This window comes from Desulfitobacterium chlororespirans DSM 11544, from assembly GCF_900143285.1.
Taxonomy (GTDB): domain Bacteria; phylum Bacillota; class Desulfitobacteriia; order Desulfitobacteriales; family Desulfitobacteriaceae; genus Desulfitobacterium; species Desulfitobacterium chlororespirans.
The window spans coordinates 76141-91701 of sequence record NZ_FRDN01000017.1; the positions used below are offsets into that span (position 1 = coordinate 76141).

Genomic DNA, 15561 nt, shown 5'->3' on the forward strand with positions numbered 1-15561 from the left:
CGAAAAATTAAGGACTTATACTTAGTGAACCTGGCGAAGGGTAAGAGTAAGGATTAATTGTTAAGATTAAAATCATAGAGTGTATGGCAATGAGAAAAGCCGCCCTCAACTGAGGAACGGCTTTTATTTATATTTATATGGGGTGAAGCGTTAACTCTTAGAAAGCAGGAACGACGGCACCTTTGTAGGTATCTTCAATAAACTTCTTAACTTCTGGAGTGTTCAAAGCATCCACTAATTTTTTGAGGTTGGGATCGTCTTTGCGATCTTCTTTGGCGACCACGATGTTGGCATAAGGAGAATCTTTGCCTTCAAGGACAATAGCATCCTCAGTGGGATTGAGGCCGGCTTCTAAAGCGTAGTTGGTGTTGATGACAGCTCCGGCAATTTTGGGGTCAGTAAGAGCGTGGGGAAGTTGAGCAGCCTCAATGGCTTGAATTTTTAGCTTTTTAGGATTTTCAGCGATATCCAATTCTGTTGCGGTAACACCGGCACCGTCTTTGAGTTTAATCAATCCGGCTTGTTCTAAGACGGCCAAAGCGCGGCCGCCATTGGAGGGATCGTTAGGGATGGCAATAGCATCACCGTCTTTGAGTTCATCGATTTTGGTTACTTTTTCAGAGTAGAAGCCCATGGGCTCAATATGCACGGTGCCGATGATCGCCAACTTCATGCCTTGAGCAAGGTAGGTATCCAAGTAAGGAGTGTGTTGGAAGTAGTTGGCGTCGAGTAATCCGTCGTTAACGGCTGGGTTGGGAAGAGCGTAATCCGTAAAATCAACGATTTCCAGATTGATACCTTGTTCCGCTAATTTGGGTTTGACGAATTCAAGTACTTCGGCATGGGGAACGGGGGTAGCTCCTACTTTGATCGTCACGGGCTGATTAGCATTACCTGAGGCGGGCGGAGTGTCGGTTTTCTGAGGGGTGCTTCCGCACCCGGTAAGTACCAAGGACAGGGCTACTACGGAGCCGATAATTAAAGTCGAGAGTTTACGTTTCATTCTTATTTCCTCCTTAAATTCTTCTTTCTTTTCCTCTGAAGATACACATGAAGACATTTCTGTGAGATACTCTTGAGAAGATATATGCTCAAGCCTTCTCTCCAAAGAACATGACAGGAGTACCGGTATCGCCCGCCATGAATTTGAGTGAGCGCTTGGAACATGCTTAGTGGTGATTAATCCGGCGAGCCAGTTTGGTGCCAAAGAGTTGAACTAATTGGACGATTATCACGAGAATGATGACGGTCATAATCATCACGTCGGTCCGAAAACGTTGATGCCCGTAGCGGATAGCCACATCTCCTAAGCCGCCGGCTCCGATGGTCCCCGCCATGGCGGTATAACCGACAACGCTGATGGTGGTGATGGCGGCGCCTAAGATAAGAGAGGCCTTAGCTTCAGGTAAAAGAACTTTACGGATAATCTGCCAGGGTGAGGAGCCCATAGATAGGGCCGCTTCAATGACCCCGTAAGGAATTTCTTTAAGCGAACTCTCCACCATACGGGCTACGAAGGGTGCCGTGGCAAAGACCAGAGGGATTATTGCCGCATTCGTACCGATGTATGTGCCCATGATGGCCTGAGTGACAGGAATCAAAGCGAGAAGCAAAACGATAAAAGGTGCCGAGCGAAAGATATTGATCACTGTCCCGAGGGTGCGTTCTATCCAAGGATTCGGTGAGATGTGATCGGGTGAAGAGATGACCAGAATGACCCCCAGAGGAACACCAAGAAGATAAGCCAGCAGAGTGGAGACGATAACCATGTACAAAGTCTCTCCCGTGGCAGGGACCAGAAGTTGGTAGATGGTATCCCAGTATTGAGGGTTGGTAAAATCAAACATTTTGGATCACCTCCACTTTGAGTTCACGCTGGGAGAGATATTGATGAGCTAAAGCCAGTTGTTCAGGATCTCCCTGCAGCTCTAAGGTTAAGGTGCCAAAGAGCGTGGAGCGGAGGTGGTCGATGCTTCCGTAGAGGATATTGGCCCGAACCTCGCATTCTTTCATCAGGTCGGCAATGATGGGGTCTGATGCCCGTGAACCCAGGAATTGGATGCGCACAATCTGAGAATTGGGATGAGTGGCCAGTTCACGAAGCAAATCTTCAGGGAGTTCATTGGGAAATACAGTGGAGATAAATTCCTTGGCAACGCTGGACTGAGGCTGGATAAAGACGGATTCCACAGGTCCTTGTTCAGCGATTTTTGATTCATGGATGACGGCCACATCGGAGCAGATCTCTTTAACCACTTTCATTTCGTGAGTAATCATAATAATGGTTAAGCCGAAGCGTTGATTGATATCCTTTAAGAGATTCAAGATGGATAAAGTGGTTTGGGGGTCAAGGGCAGAAGTGGCCTCGTCGCAAAGGAGTACTTTGGGGTTGGTGGCCAGGGCGCGGGCAATTCCCACTCTTTGCTTTTGACCGCCGCTGAGCTGGGAAGGATAGACATGGGCCTTATCCTCCAAGCCTACTAAGGGGAGCAGCTCTTTAACCCTCGCTTCTATCTCTGGTTTTTTAAAACCGGCAATTTCTAAAGGAAAAGCAATATTATCAAAAACGGTGCGGGACTGGAGCAGATGGAAGTGCTGAAAGATCATGCCGATCTTTTGCCGGGCTTGCCGGAGTTCTACTGCGGACATGGCTGTTAAATCCTGACCATCGATGATGATTTTACCCCCGGTGGGCTCTTCCAAACGGTTGATGCAACGGACAAGGGTGCTTTTACCGGCACCGCTTAAACCGATGATGCCGTAAATGGCTCCTTTGGGAATATCCAGGGAGATATTTTCAATGGCTACTACTTGCTCTTTGCGGGAGGTGTAAACCTTTGTTAAGTTCTCAATTCTAATCAACGCTGTTCCTCCTCGTTAGGGTTCTAATTCAATATAGCAAAAAAATAGCAAAAAACTCCACGAGGAAATCCGCGGAGTTATAGTCGGGTTTCCTCTCATCTCCCAGTATTTCCTGCAGGATTTAGCACCGTGCATTTTCATGCCGGTTGCCGGGTTTCATCGGGCCAGTCCCTCCACCTACTCTGGATAAGAGTGTTTATTAACTTAGAGTCAAGCTTCAGTTGAAATCTTGATAGACATTATCTTAACATAGTGTATAGCGTCTTGGCAAGTAATTTTTTCAGCCTGAAGGGTTTCCTTGAGAGTTATTTAATGCTTCAAACAGAGTATTATGGAAGGTTAAACAAATGAGGGACTAAACAAATTTTTCTGAAGAGAGGTTATGAATATTGACAAGGGCCCTATACTTTAATAAATTAAAGTATAGAAGTATAAGGAGATGATCGATGATGGATGACTACAAAGACGATGAATTCAAGGGGATTGATCAGCGCCTGCGTGATTCTTCAACAGATGCGCTTTTTGATGCTATTTTATTATTAAAGGATCGGGAAGAGTGCTATCGGTTTTTTCAGGATATCGCTACGGTGGCGGAGATTAAGTCTTTGGCGCAGCGTCTGGAAGTGGCCAAGCTTCTGGAGAAGAATGTGACCTATACCACCATCGCCCAATCCACTGGTGCCAGTACGGCGACCATTAGCCGGGTTAAGCGGTGCCTGTACTTTGGGGCCGACGGTTATCAGATGGTCCTGAAGCGTCTGGAAGAGAAGGAAAAGGGGGAGGATTAATATGCCGCGAAGTTCTTTGGGATTAAGAATCCCGGAAGGGATGCATGATCTTCTTCCTGATGAGTTAGCCCTACAAGAGCAGGCTGAGACTTCTGCACTGGACTTATTCAAAGCATGGGCTTATCAGAAGGTTGCCACTCCGACCTTGGAGTATGGGGCATGCATCCAGCCGATTGAAGAAGAAGGAGATAGTTTCTTTAAGCTCTTTGATCGTCAGGGCCATGTTCTGGTGCTGCGTCCGGAGTTAACCACGTCCATCGCCCGGATGGTCAGCACCCGGATGCGGGGGACCGCCTTTCCTTTGCGTTTATGTTATGCGGCGGATGTTTTCCGCTATTCTAAATCTCATAAACAAGAATTCAGGCAAGTGGGAGTGGAGCTGATTGGGTCGGCCTCCTCTGCGGCGGATGCCGAAGTGGTCGCCTTAGCCATTGAAGCTCTCCGCAAAATTGGCGGAATGGACTTTCAAATCAATTTGGGACATATGGGGATCTTTACCGGCATTATGGCCGAGTTAGGGGTTCCTCAGGAATTCCAGCTCCATTATCAGGAGAAGCTGGCCCGCAAGGATTTTGTAGGGATTGAGCGGTTGGTTAAGGATTATGGCTTTGAAGCAAGGGTCCAGGACGTTCTTTTAAAGCTTCCCCATCTCCATGGTAAAGAAGATATGCTGGATCAGGTTCTGGAGTGGAGCCGGCGGCCTTCCTTGCTGGAAGCGGTGAATGCCCTGAGACAGGTCTATCGATACTTGAAAGATTTCGGAGTCCAGGACTATGTGTCTTTGGATCTGGGGATTTTGCGCGGCTTCAGCTATTATACGGGGGCGGTCTTTGAGGGCTATGTTCCCGGAGTGGGTTTCCCCGTTGTCGAGGGGGGGCGCTATGACGCTCTGTACGGTGATTTTGGGGAGGATACCCCGGCCACCGGTTTTGCGATCAATCTCAAGGCGATCATTGAGCAGATGGTCTGCTCCAATGCTGAAAGGCCGGAGGTTTTGGTCTACGGCAGTGATGTTTCCAAAGTGATCGCAGAGGCCCGGAAACTCCGTCAAACGGGGAAACGGGTGGAGATGTGTCTGGAGTCCCTGACTCAGGAACAAGCCATGGAATCAGCTGAGTGCAAAGGAATTAAGGCAGTCGTTTGCGCAAAGTGATTAAAGACAAAAAGCGTACATGAAGATTACCCCTCATATACCTTGCAATTCACTTCAAACAAGCTATAATTAGTAATAGGTGGAAATTAAAAAGTCGCCGTGACCTGAAAGTGTTGGAGCACTTCCAGGCACGAGCAGGTGTACTGGCACCTACACGTAACAGTCCAGCTGTCCACGACGACAGTCTTATTATACAATGCCGCCCCTTTCTGCACAAGCAAGGCGCCTGTGCCGCGGGTGAAGTGTGTGTAATGGAGCGTCGGCGGGAAGCAGGCTGTGCGGCTTCACGCAGCAGGAGATTCAGCCTATTCCTGACTTAGGCAATGGAAGAGGTCTGTTCGTGTACCCGGTTATGCGGACCGCTTTTTTATTCACAACTGGTTTGCTTCCGGTTGACTGGGGTTGGGTTAGGATTCAGCAGATAACGAAGCAGGGCGCATGTGTAGGGTAAAAAAAACCTCGCATGCGCCTTTTTAATTTCCCCTATAAAAGCAGCCGCCGGGGCCGGGTTATGACTCGGAGCCTTGCCGCTGCTTGATATAGGGGGTATAAACGAGATGGATTACCGGAAGATGTATTTTCAGCTGGCGGCTAAAGTTGCCGATGCCATGGATATCCTTTCGAAGGCACAGGAGGAGGGAGAAGTCGCATTTATGAATGGAGAACCCTTTCCAGAGCTTAAAGTCATTGCCACTCAAGAAGAAAATCGTGATTCTGAATGATCAACATGTCCCGGAACCTGACAACGTTGTCGGGCTCCGGGACATGTTGTTACTCCTACAGGCAGTCCTTAAGCTATGGGTAGAGCGGCAGGAAATTCATCGGAAATCAGTTATTAAATATTAAAAAACTATTGCCAGGGAAAAATGAGGTTGTTATAATAACCATAACACGCTAGTACTTTAACTAATTAAAGTGATAAAATACATGAAGAGGAGTTGAGAGAGATTGGCTCGGAATTTCTTAACCATCGCTCTTCCTAAAGGAAAACTATTGACGGACTCCCTGGAAGCTCTGACAAAGATAGGAATTGAATGCCAAGAGGTCAGTGAAGAGTCGAGGAAATTGGTCTTTCCCCTGGAAAAGGCCCAAGCTCAGATCATTATCTGCCGCCCTACGGATATTCCCACCTTTGTGGAATATGGGGCGGCGGATATCGGTTTTGTCGGTAAGGATACCCTGCTGGAAGAAAATAAAGACGTGGTAGAGCTTTTGGATCTGGGGTTCGGCTATTGCCGCTTTGTCGTGGCCATGCCGGAAGAAAAGGTTCCGCCCCGCTTGCCGGACGGCAAGTTTGATCTGAGCGGTTTAAATCACCAACGGGTGGCGACCAAGTTTCCCCGGGTAGCTGAAGACTTTTTCCGTGAGCAGGGGATGCAGGTTCTGCCCATTAAGCTTCACGGCAATATCGAGCTGGCTCCCCGGGTGGGGCTGGCGGAAATGATCGTGGATATCGTGTCCACTGGAACCACACTGCGGCAAAATAGGCTGGTGGAGATTGCTCCCATTCTTGAAGCGACGACAAGATTGATTGCCAATCGGGTTGCTTATCGGATGAAGCATGAACGCATTAATGAGCTGACTGAGAAGCTGCGTCAGCTTCTTGGCAAAGCCCCTTAAGCTCGGGAGAGTTCGTTAAGATGGAGGGAACAGCTATGGAGATAAAGACCTTAGAGGAATTGGATTTGACCACGCTTACGCGCAAATCCTATGGTGATGATCAGTTGCTGGAGCATAAAGTAGCAGAGATTCTTTCTGAAATTAAGAAAGAAGGGGATGAGGCCCTCTATGCCCTGACAGAAAAATTTGACGGAGTAGATCTCCGTACATCCGGGCTGCGCGTCAAGGAAGAAGAAGTGGCAAAGGCTTACTCCCAGGTGGATGAAGAATTTCTGGAAGCCCTGCGGCTTGCTAAGGAGAAGATCACCTCCTATCATGAAAAGCAAAAGCGCACCTCATGGCTGGATGCCAAAGAAGACGGCAGTATCCTGGGGCAGCTGCTGCTGCCCCTTAAACGGGTTGGTATTTATGTGCCGGGAGGAACCGCCGCTTATCCTTCTTCAGTGCTGATGAATGCAGTCCCCGCCGTGGTAGCAGGGGTCGAAGAGATCGTGATGGTCAGTCCTCCAGGCAAGGATGGCAGCTTGCTGCCGGAAGTTCTGGTAGCTGCCGCGGAAGCCGGAGTCACGGAAATCTATAAAGTAGGAGGGGCTCAGGCTATTGCCGCCTTAGCCTTTGGTACAGGGGAAATCTCTCCTGTGGATAAAATCACCGGACCGGGGAACATTTACGTCACCCTGGCCAAAAAACAGGTCTTTGGCACCGTGGATATTGATATGCTGGCCGGCCCCAGTGAGATACTCATTTTAGCCGATGAGTCCGCCCAACCGGAAGAGCTTGCCGCCGATCTGCTTTCTCAGGCTGAGCATGATCCCTTAGCTTCCTCCATTCTAGTCTCTCCTGATCGGAAGGTGCTGGAGGAGACGGTGGCGGAAGTGGAGCGGCAATTAAAGCTGCTGCCACGGCAGGATATTGCCCGAGCTTCATGGGAGACCTATGGGGCGGCGATTTTGGTTAAGGATTTGGCTGAGGGAATGGATTTAGCCAACCAGATAGCTCCCGAGCATTTTGAGCTGGTGGTTAAGGAACCCTATAGCTGGCTGGGCCGGGTAAGGAATGCCGGAGCTGTCTTTCTGGGCCGTTTCTCACCGGAACCTGTAGGAGATTATTTTGCCGGCCCCAATCATGTGTTGCCTACGGGAGGGACCGCCCGCTTTTATTCTCCTTTAAATGTGGATACCTTTATGAAGAAAGTTAGTGTGATCAGCTATTCGGAAAAAGCCTTGCAGCGGGACGGCAGGCATATCGCTCATTTAGCCAGGAAAGAGGGACTCGAAGCCCATGCCCGGGCTGTGGAGGCAAGAAAGTTATGGTAGATAAAATGAATCTTGAAGGGTGGATGCGTCCATCCATACGAACCCTAAAGGCCTATGAAAGCAAGTCCATCCCGGACTGTGTACGCTTGGATGCCAATGAAAATCCTCTGCCTTGGCCCCCAGGAATGATTGAGCAATTATTGGGTTCAGACATTGCCTTTAACCGTTATCCTGACGGAGGGGCTCAGGAACTCAAGGAAGCCCTTTCCTGCTATACAGGAGTGCCCGCTGAGGGAATTTTAACAGGAAACGGCTCTGATGAGCTGATCCAGCTGCTCATGACGACTTTTGGCGGAGAGGGGGGGGCCGTGGTTATTCACTCGCCCACCTTCAGTATGTATGAAGCTGCGGCCAGGGTGACCGGCACGAAGGTTCTGGAAGTTCCGCTTCTCCCTACCGAAACCGGCAGGGACTTCCGCCTGGATGTGGCAGGGATACTTGAGGCGGCGGCTCAGCCTCAGGTTCATATGATTGTCCTCTGCAATCCCAATAATCCCACGGGAACCCTGTTCCCTCGGGAAGAGATGCTGCGAATCGTGGCCGAATCGGGCAAGATCGTCATTGTGGATGAAGCCTACGGAGAATTTTCCGGGGAGAGTGTCGTGGATCAGATTCCCTACTGCCCCAATCTCTTAGTGATGAAGACCTTTTCCAAGCTGTTTGCCATGGCTGCTCTCCGGCTGGGCTACCTTCTGGGACAGCCTTCCATCATCAGGGCCTTGAACCGGGCCCGGCAGCCTTTCAATGTGAACAGCTTCAGCCAAAAGGCGGGAGCGATCGCTCTGAATTATGGGGAGGAGTATGCTGAACAAGGCCGGATTCTGATTGCTGAGCTGGCCAAGATCGTTGAGGCTCTGACCGCTTTTGCTTCGGTAAAGGTTTTTGCAACCCGGGCTAACTTTGTTCTTTTTCAGCCTGAGGACCCGGACCGTGTCTATCAGGAATTGATGGGGAAGGGGTTTCTGATCCGCAATATGGGGAATCTGCCGCTGGTGGGCAAGGCTCTGCGGCTTAGCGCCGGTTTGCCTGAAGATAATGACAGACTGCTCAAAGCACTTGGAGAGATTCTGAAATAGATGATTCAGTCATCCCAGTAATATAGGATAACACCTTGTAAGTGAGGTTTTGGAAATGCGTGAAGCATACATTGAACGTCAAACCAAAGAGACCAGGATTCGGGTTAAGCTGAATCTTGACGGAGCCGGTACAGCTCAGGTCGATACGGGTATCGGCTTCTTTGATCATATGCTGGAGGCCTTGGCCCGGTTTGGTTATCTCGACCTGGAAGTAGCCGCTGAAGGGGATTTGCAGGTGGACCCTCATCACACCATCGAAGACTGTGGTCTTGTTTTCGGGCAGGCCATCAGGGAGGCCTTGGGGGAGCGTCGTGGTATTGAGCGGGTTGGCGATACCCTACTGCCCATGGATGAAGCCTTGGTGCAGGTTGCCTTGGATCTCTCCAACCGTCCCTATCTGGTTTGGGATGTGGAGTGTCCCGAGGGGATGGTAGGAGGATTCCCTGTGGAAATGGCGGAGGAGTTTTTCCGGGCGGTGTCCGTTCAGGCAGGTATAACCCTGCATATACGATTATTGTCCGGCAAGAACCGCCACCATATCCTGGAGGCAATCTTCAAAGGTTTTGGCCGGGCCCTGGGCTTGGCGCTCCGCGAGAATCCTCGTTTTCAGGGAGTTTTGTCGACAAAGGGAGTACTTTAAGGAGGTCTTTTTCGCTATGATAGGAATTGTCGATTATGGCCGCGGAAATTTGCGCAGTGTGGAAAAAGCCCTCTGGAAATTGGGATATCCGGCGAAGGTTCTGGAATCTCCCGATGAACTGATGACTGTGAAGGGCATCATTTTACCGGGAGTGGGAGCATTCGCCGATGCTATGGCAGCTCTTGAAGAAAAAGGATGGATTCAGCCCTTAATCCACTACGCCCATTCAGGAAAACCCTTCTTAGGGATTTGCCTCGGCATGCAAGTGCTTTTTGAGGTTGGGGAAGAGCATGGTGAGCATAAGGGATTGGGATTGCTCCCCGGGAGAGTGGTCAGATTCCCGGCCGGCCGCAAGATTCCTCATATGGGCTGGAATACCCTTCACCAGGAAAAGCCTTGCCGGCTTCTTGAGGGGATTCCCGATGAAGCTTATTTTTATTTTGTTCATTCCTACTATGTGGCCAGTGAGGAACAGGAGATTCTGGTTGGAATGAGCGACTATGGGGTGCCTTTTCCCGCTTTGGTTGGAAGAGATACGGTTTGGGGAGCGCAATTCCACCCTGAGAAGTCCAGTCCTTGGGGTCTTAAGCTATTGGAGAACTTTGGAAAGTGGGTGAATGAGGATGCGACTGTTTCCAGCCATCGATCTTAAAGAGGGGAAAGCCGTCCGCCTGCTTCAGGGAAGAATGGAAGATGCTACTGTATATGGGGAGCAGCCGGTAGAAGTAGCCCGGAATTTTAAGGAGCAAGGAGCGGATTCTCTCCATGTGGTGGATTTGGACGGTGCCTTTGCCGGCAAGCCGGTTAATGATGCCGTGATCCTTCAACTTATTCAATCCTCCGGCCTGCGGGTACAGGTTGGCGGAGGGATTCGAACTCTGGAGAGAATAGAGGAGCTTCTGAAATTAGGGGTCGAAAGGGTTATCCTCGGTACAGTGGCTGTGCGCGACCCTGAGCTGGTGGCAAAGGCAGTGCAGCGTTTCGGGGAAGCCGTTGTGGTAGGAATTGATGCTAAGGATGGCCTGGTAGCGGTGCAGGGCTGGGCGGAGAAGACCGAGATCAAGGCTCTGGATTTGGCTTTGCGTATGAAGGAGGCCGGTGTTAAGCACCTGGTCTTTACGGATATTTCCCGTGACGGTATGCTTCAAGGTCCCAATATTCAAAGCACCGTTGAATTGGCCCGCCTAAGCGGTCTGCAGGTAGTGGCCTCAGGCGGGGTTTCCCGGCTGGAAGATCTCAGGCTGCTCCAGGATGAAGGGAATAGGGGTGTGTCCATTGAGGGGGCTATCGTGGGCAAGGCCCTTTACACCGGTGCCTTCTCTCTGGCGGAGGCCCTTAGGGCTGTTGGTCAGCATGGGGAAGGTAAATAAGGACGGCAAGGAGGAAGATTGATGCTAGCAAAACGGATTATACCTTGTCTGGATGTTCATGAGGGACGTGTGGTCAAAGGAACCAATTTCGTCAATCTCCGCGATGCCGGAGACCCGGTGGAATTGGCGGCTCTCTACGATCGAGAAGGGGCAGACGAATTGGTTTTTCTTGATATATCGGCATCAGCTGAAGGACGGGAGACCATGGTCGATGTGGTGCGCAGAACGGCGGAACAAGTGTTTATTCCTTTTACCATTGGCGGGGGACTGCGAACGGTGGAAGATATTCGCAAGGTGCTCAGGGCCGGGGCGGATAAAGTATCTTTGAATACGTCGGCTGTCCAGACTCCCGGGCTGATCGAGGAAGGGGCTCACGCTTTTGGCAGCCAATGTATCGTCATGGCTATCGATGCCCGGCAAACCCGTCCGGGAGCCTGGGAAGTCTATATCCATGGCGGGCGGACTCCCACCGGGAAGGATGTTTTGCAGTGGGCCGAGGAAGTGGAGCGTTTAGGCGCCGGTGAGATCCTGCTGACATCCATGAATCGGGACGGGACGAAAAATGGCTATGATTTGGAGCTGACCAGGGCTGTAAGCAGAGCTGTCTCTTTGCCGGTCATTGCCAGCGGCGGGGTAGGGACCCTGGAACATCTGGCGGAAGGGCTGACCTTGGGAGAGGCGGATGCGGTGTTGGCCGCTTCGATTTTCCATTACCGGGAATACAGCATTGGGGAGGCCAAGGCTTATCTGGAGGAGCGGGGCATTCCGGTGAGGAAGGCTTAGATGGGTGCTTGGGCTGCTCGGAAGCGAGAGTCTCCAGGATTTTGCTTTACACCGGTCGCTCCAAAAGCTGCGCGGACAAAACTAACGCAAAAAGCACTCCGCTCCGTCGGGTTCCCGCCCAAATCGCTCCTGCTCAATAGGCGGTTGGAAGCGTCCTGTTTCCAACCCGGCTCCGCTGCGTGCTTTTCGCGAAGTTTTGTTTCCGCTCGCTTAAAGTCGCTTCCCTGTTGTAAAGCAAAATCCTTGGGCTGCTTTTGTCTGAGCAGCGGAGCGTTGTAGGAAATATGGGGTAAACGCCTGACCTGAGCTATTTTTTCCGTCTTTACCGACGCCGCTTAAGCGGCATGGTCGGCTGCTCTTAGAAAGGCTACGAGGGCTAAGAAAGGTCTTGAAGATAACTCCGGAAAGTCTTCATAAAAGGCCCTGGGACCTCAAGAAGTAGCAGAAAAAAGGACCCGCAAGGCGTAGCTTTACGTACAAAAGGGAACGGCTTTAGCGGAGGGGCGGCAGGGGTGAACGAGGCTTTCTTAACTTAGGCGAGCCACTGGTTTACATGCAGAAAGCAGCGGGGTTTGGCTCGACTGTTAAGAAAGCGAGTGAACCAGCCCTGGAGCTACGGAGTGACCGTTGTGCGTAAAGTTACGCGACCCAAACAGCTTTTCCCCTTGCTGGAATTGCAACAACGCCATGCATACAGCAAAATCAAACTAAATCATAGGCAAAGAGGCGAAGATTTAATGAATACACCTAATCCTAAAGACTTACAGACCCAGCTCCCCCAAGGGATACGCTGGAATGCCGATGGTTTAATACCTGCCATCGTGCAGGATGTGGATACGAGAGAGGTTCTGATGCTGGCTTATATGAATGAAGAAGCGCTCAGGCTTACTCTTCAGGAGGGAAGGGCCTGGTATTACAGCCGCAGCCGTCAATCTCTGTGGCTGAAAGGAGAAACTTCAGGCCATACCCAGGAAGTTGTGGAGCTCCGCTTTGATTGTGATCGGGACACGATTCTGTTGACGGTCAGGCAAAAGGGTGTGGCTTGTCATGAAGGGTTTTACTCCTGCTTCCATTATGGAGTCCAAGGAGAAGGCTATGTAACTTTGGGAGCACCTGAAGAAGTCCCGGCAATGCCCTTGGGCAGGACCATGGAGCTGCTGGCGGAAGTCATTCATTCACGAAATATGGAACGTCCGGAAGGAGCTTATACAGCCTATCTGTTTGACAAAGGGCTTGATAAGATCCTCAAAAAGGTTGGAGAGGAATGCGCGGAGACCATCATTGCCGCCAAAAACAGCTCCGCTGAGGAAATTCGCTACGAAGTCTCAGACCTCATTTATCATGTTCTGGTCCTGTTGGAAGAACGGGGGGTAAGCTTAAAGGCTATTGCCCAGGAGTTGCAATCACGAAGAAAATAGTCAGACATACAAAGAATCCTTGTCAAGGGGAGCGTGAAGGTACCCTTGCGGGGATTTTTTTGTAGTGTCGTACCATCGTGATATAGAGTAATCAGAAAGCAGTTGTGTAAGATCTGTGATTAAAGGATAAGCTATTTTAATCTCAAGATTCGTATGGTATTATTTGTAGAGAATTAAGCTAAATCGGGTTAAGATAATTCTAGTACTCTCTAACACTTAAAAATTCGCCGTGCCCGGCGAGGGAAATTTGCGCAGGACAAGGCGGAGGAATGAGGAATTAGGTGTTACAGAGTACTAGGCTGGTCACTATAAGCAATGAAGAGGGTTTAGAGATAAAGGAGCTGGAGTTGTTGTTTGACAAGAAAAAGCGCGGAAGAAAAAAACTTTCGTTTGTAGCAGTTGCCTTGATAACACTGGGATTACTAACTGCATGCAATGGGAAACCTGTACAACAAGAAGAAGTTAAGAAGTTTGAAAGCACGGATATTGCCATGGGTACGGTAATATCGCAAAGAGTCTTTGGCGATAATGGACAGGCGGCGATTGATGCGGCACTGGAGAAGATAAAGAGTTTGGAAGCACTTTTGACCTTCAATGCTCCAGGGGGAGATGTCAATAAACTCAATGATTATGCTGGGAAGCAAAGTGTAGAACTCCAACCGGAGACCTTGCTGGTTTTGAAAGAAGCTCAGGAGGTAGCCGAACTCAGCGGCGGAGCCTTTGACGTGACTGTGGGTCCCATCGTGAAAAGCTGGGGGATTGGTACGGACAATGCCCGGATTCCTTCTGAGACAGAATTGAAAGAGCTGCTGCCTCTTGTTAATTATAAAAATCTGCTTATTGAGGGCAACACAGCCTATCTTAAACAAGCAGGCCAGATGGTGGACCTGGGTGGTATTGCCAAGGGGTACGCCGGAGATGCGGCACTTGAAGTCTATAAACAGCAAGGCATCACCTCAGCTTTTATCAACCTCGGCGGTAATGTGGTGACCTTGGGGACTAAGCCGGATGGCAGCTCCTGGACGGTAGGAGTGCGTAACCCTCGCCCTGCCGGTGAAGAGGATCAGATCGTGGGTATGATTTCTGTAGCGGATAAAGCGGTTGTGACGGCCGGTGATGATCAGCGTTATTTTGAAGTAGACGGGGTGCGCTATCACCATATTCTTAATCCTCACACAGGCTATCCGGCCCAATCGGATTTGATGAGCGTCACCTTGGTGACGGATTCCTCTTTGCTGGCTGATGCTCTGGATACGGCAGTATATATTCTCGGTTTAGAAAAAGGCCGGGAGATGCTCGAAAACTATGGCGGGGTGGAAGCGGTTTTTATCACCAGAGATAAAAAGATCTATGTCACAGATGGGTTAAAGGACAGCTTTGAATTTTATGACGAAAGCAAAGAGTACGAGTTCGTCAAAGATTGAACCTACTAATTGCCGGATATAGGGGACTGGAGAGAACTATGCAAGCAGAAGGTAAAAGAAAAAAAGGTGATTTGCTCATTATTCTGGTTGTGCTCATCATCGGAGTTGGAGCGGCGGTGCCTTGGCTCTGGAATCAGCTTAATCCAGGTGGGGGGAATGGGGAACACGAACGCATTGCTGTGATTACCCGGGACGGCAAGGAAGTGGCCAGGATCAATCTGGATAAAGTCACTGAGCCTCAGCATTTCCATTATGAAGGCGGCATTGCCTTGACGATAGTTGCAGAGAATGGCAAGATTAGATTTTTAGAATCCCAATGCCCCGATCAAATCTGTGTAAAAACCGGATCTTTGAGCAAGCCCGGTGATTTCGCGGCCTGCTTGCCTGCGGGAACTATCGTGACCATTGAGGGTGATGAATATGAATAGAAATAAGCGCTTTGCCATAATTATCATCTTAGTTACCAATGCGATTATCATATCTTTTCTGGAATCGTTTATTCCTGTGCCCATTCCCGTGCCGGGGATTAAGCTGGGCCTGGGCAATATTATCACCATGATTGCCATTGCTTTTTTAGGGTTGAAGGATGTCTTATTTATCGTGGTAGTCCGGTGCTTCGTGGTGGCTATACTGACCCGGGGCGTGATGATGCTGGCCTTCAGTTTGACGGGAGGTCTTTTAAGCGCCTTGGTCATGTGGCTGCTTTACAAAAAACTTTCCAGATTTTTCAGCATTAAGGGAGTCAGCATTGTCGGAGCGATCGTTCACAATACGACCCAGATCACTGTAGCATCCTTCATCCTTGGTCAAGTGGTAGTGTTCTATTATTTGCCGATCCTTCTTATATCCGCGGTGGTTACAGGCTTGATCACCGGGAGCATAGGCGAATTGGCCATTAATGAAGTGAGCAAAAAGGACATTTTTGCCAAGGCTGCCGAACCTGATGTGAATGGGGAAGAACAGATTGCTTTAAAGAGTGAAAAGGATGAGGGCGAGGACCTTCCCTGTGCTGAGAATAAAACCGGGATGATAGAGCAGGGGGAAGAATAGGAAACAATAGAAAAGAATAGAATAGAGCTTTATGGCAAAGGGAAGCAAGTTGAAATATAGA

At 49.9% G+C, this 15561-nt stretch carries 17 protein-coding genes and 1 riboswitch; of the genes, 14 read left to right on the forward strand and 3 right to left on the reverse strand.

All coding sequences use genetic code 11. The features are described 5' to 3' along the window. Positions 1 to 157: 157 nt before the first annotated feature. The 3 genes from BUA14_RS23470 to BUA14_RS23480 all read right to left on the reverse strand — a co-directional run bounded on the left by BUA14_RS23470 (position 158) and on the right by BUA14_RS23480 (position 2862). Positions 158 to 1003, reverse strand: a complete 846-nt coding sequence (locus BUA14_RS23470) for a MetQ/NlpA family ABC transporter substrate-binding protein (RefSeq protein WP_072774797.1) — start codon at positions 1001 to 1003, stop codon at positions 158 to 160. Between the two features lie 166 nt (positions 1004 to 1169). Next, on the reverse strand, positions 1170 to 1847 hold the full coding sequence (locus BUA14_RS23475) for a methionine ABC transporter permease (RefSeq protein ID WP_072774798.1): 678 nt from the start codon (positions 1845 to 1847) through the stop codon (positions 1170 to 1172). Continuing rightward, positions 1840 to 2862 (reverse strand): methionine ABC transporter ATP-binding protein, encoded by a 1023-nt coding sequence (locus tag BUA14_RS23480; protein WP_072774799.1) that lies wholly within the window; start codon positions 2860 to 2862, stop codon positions 1840 to 1842. The genes BUA14_RS23475 and BUA14_RS23480 overlap by 8 nt, the downstream gene beginning before the upstream one ends. Positions 2863 to 2954: 92 nt before the next feature. Beyond that, a riboswitch (SAM riboswitch) is annotated at positions 2955 to 3055 on the reverse strand. Positions 3056 to 3308: 253 nt separating this feature from the next. Between BUA14_RS23480 and BUA14_RS23485 the strand changes: the two genes are divergently transcribed. The 14 genes from BUA14_RS23485 to BUA14_RS23555 all read left to right on the forward strand — a co-directional run bounded on the left by BUA14_RS23485 (position 3309) and on the right by BUA14_RS23555 (position 15500). Continuing rightward, positions 3309 to 3650, forward strand: a complete 342-nt coding sequence (locus BUA14_RS23485) for a YerC/YecD family TrpR-related protein (protein ID WP_072774800.1) — start codon at positions 3309 to 3311, stop codon at positions 3648 to 3650. A 1-nt stretch (position 3651) separates the two neighbouring features. Further along, positions 3652 to 4803 (forward strand): ATP phosphoribosyltransferase regulatory subunit, encoded by a 1152-nt coding sequence (gene hisZ, locus BUA14_RS23490; protein ID WP_072774801.1) that lies wholly within the window; start codon positions 3652 to 3654, stop codon positions 4801 to 4803. 557 nt (positions 4804 to 5360) lie between these two features. Beyond that, positions 5361 to 5525 carry a hypothetical protein gene (locus BUA14_RS28190; protein ID WP_178371791.1) on the forward strand — a complete coding sequence of 55 codons (165 nt, stop codon included), beginning with the start codon at positions 5361 to 5363 and terminating at the stop codon, positions 5523 to 5525. Positions 5526 to 5751: 226 nt separating this feature from the next. Beyond that, a complete protein-coding gene (gene hisG, locus BUA14_RS23500; protein WP_072774802.1) occupies positions 5752 to 6423 on the forward strand; it encodes an ATP phosphoribosyltransferase in 672 nt (223 codons plus the stop codon). 35 nt (positions 6424 to 6458) lie between these two features. Then, positions 6459 to 7739 (forward strand): histidinol dehydrogenase, encoded by a 1281-nt coding sequence (hisD, locus tag BUA14_RS23505; RefSeq protein ID WP_072774803.1) that lies wholly within the window; start codon positions 6459 to 6461, stop codon positions 7737 to 7739. Further along, on the forward strand, positions 7733 to 8815 hold the full coding sequence (hisC, locus tag BUA14_RS23510; RefSeq protein ID WP_072774804.1) for a histidinol-phosphate transaminase: 1083 nt from the start codon (positions 7733 to 7735) through the stop codon (positions 8813 to 8815). The genes hisD and hisC overlap by 7 nt, the downstream gene beginning before the upstream one ends. A gap of 49 nt (positions 8816 to 8864) precedes the next feature. After that, complete coding sequence (gene hisB, locus BUA14_RS23515; protein ID WP_282433392.1) at positions 8865 to 9455, forward strand: imidazoleglycerol-phosphate dehydratase HisB; 591 nt, start codon at positions 8865 to 8867, stop codon at positions 9453 to 9455. A gap of 16 nt (positions 9456 to 9471) precedes the next feature. Beyond that, the gene (gene hisH, locus BUA14_RS23520) at positions 9472 to 10107 is read left to right on the forward strand and encodes an imidazole glycerol phosphate synthase subunit HisH (protein ID WP_072774806.1); all 636 of its coding nucleotides are present in this window, start codon (positions 9472 to 9474) and stop codon (positions 10105 to 10107) included. Continuing rightward, a complete protein-coding gene (gene hisA / locus BUA14_RS23525; RefSeq protein ID WP_072774807.1) occupies positions 10079 to 10825 on the forward strand; it encodes a 1-(5-phosphoribosyl)-5-[(5-phosphoribosylamino)methylideneamino]imidazole-4-carboxamide isomerase in 747 nt (248 codons plus the stop codon). Before hisH ends, hisA begins: the two co-directional genes overlap by 29 nt. 21 nt (positions 10826 to 10846) lie before the next feature. Then, a complete protein-coding gene (gene hisF, locus BUA14_RS23530; protein ID WP_072774808.1) occupies positions 10847 to 11608 on the forward strand; it encodes an imidazole glycerol phosphate synthase subunit HisF in 762 nt (253 codons plus the stop codon). Positions 11609 to 12345: 737 nt separating this feature from the next. Continuing rightward, the gene (gene hisIE / locus BUA14_RS23540) at positions 12346 to 13026 is read left to right on the forward strand and encodes a bifunctional phosphoribosyl-AMP cyclohydrolase/phosphoribosyl-ATP diphosphatase HisIE (protein ID WP_072774810.1); all 681 of its coding nucleotides are present in this window, start codon (positions 12346 to 12348) and stop codon (positions 13024 to 13026) included. Positions 13027 to 13307: 281 nt separating this feature from the next. After that, a complete protein-coding gene (locus tag BUA14_RS23545) occupies positions 13308 to 14450 on the forward strand; it encodes an FAD:protein FMN transferase (protein WP_178371792.1) in 1143 nt (380 codons plus the stop codon). Positions 14451 to 14488: 38 nt separating this feature from the next. Next, positions 14489 to 14878 (forward strand): NusG domain II-containing protein, encoded by a 390-nt coding sequence (locus tag BUA14_RS23550; RefSeq protein ID WP_011461457.1) that lies wholly within the window; start codon positions 14489 to 14491, stop codon positions 14876 to 14878. Next, positions 14865 to 15500 carry a Gx transporter family protein gene (locus BUA14_RS23555; protein ID WP_072774811.1) on the forward strand — a complete coding sequence of 212 codons (636 nt, stop codon included), beginning with the start codon at positions 14865 to 14867 and terminating at the stop codon, positions 15498 to 15500. Before BUA14_RS23550 ends, BUA14_RS23555 begins: the two co-directional genes overlap by 14 nt. Positions 15501 to 15561 lie beyond the last annotated feature (61 nt).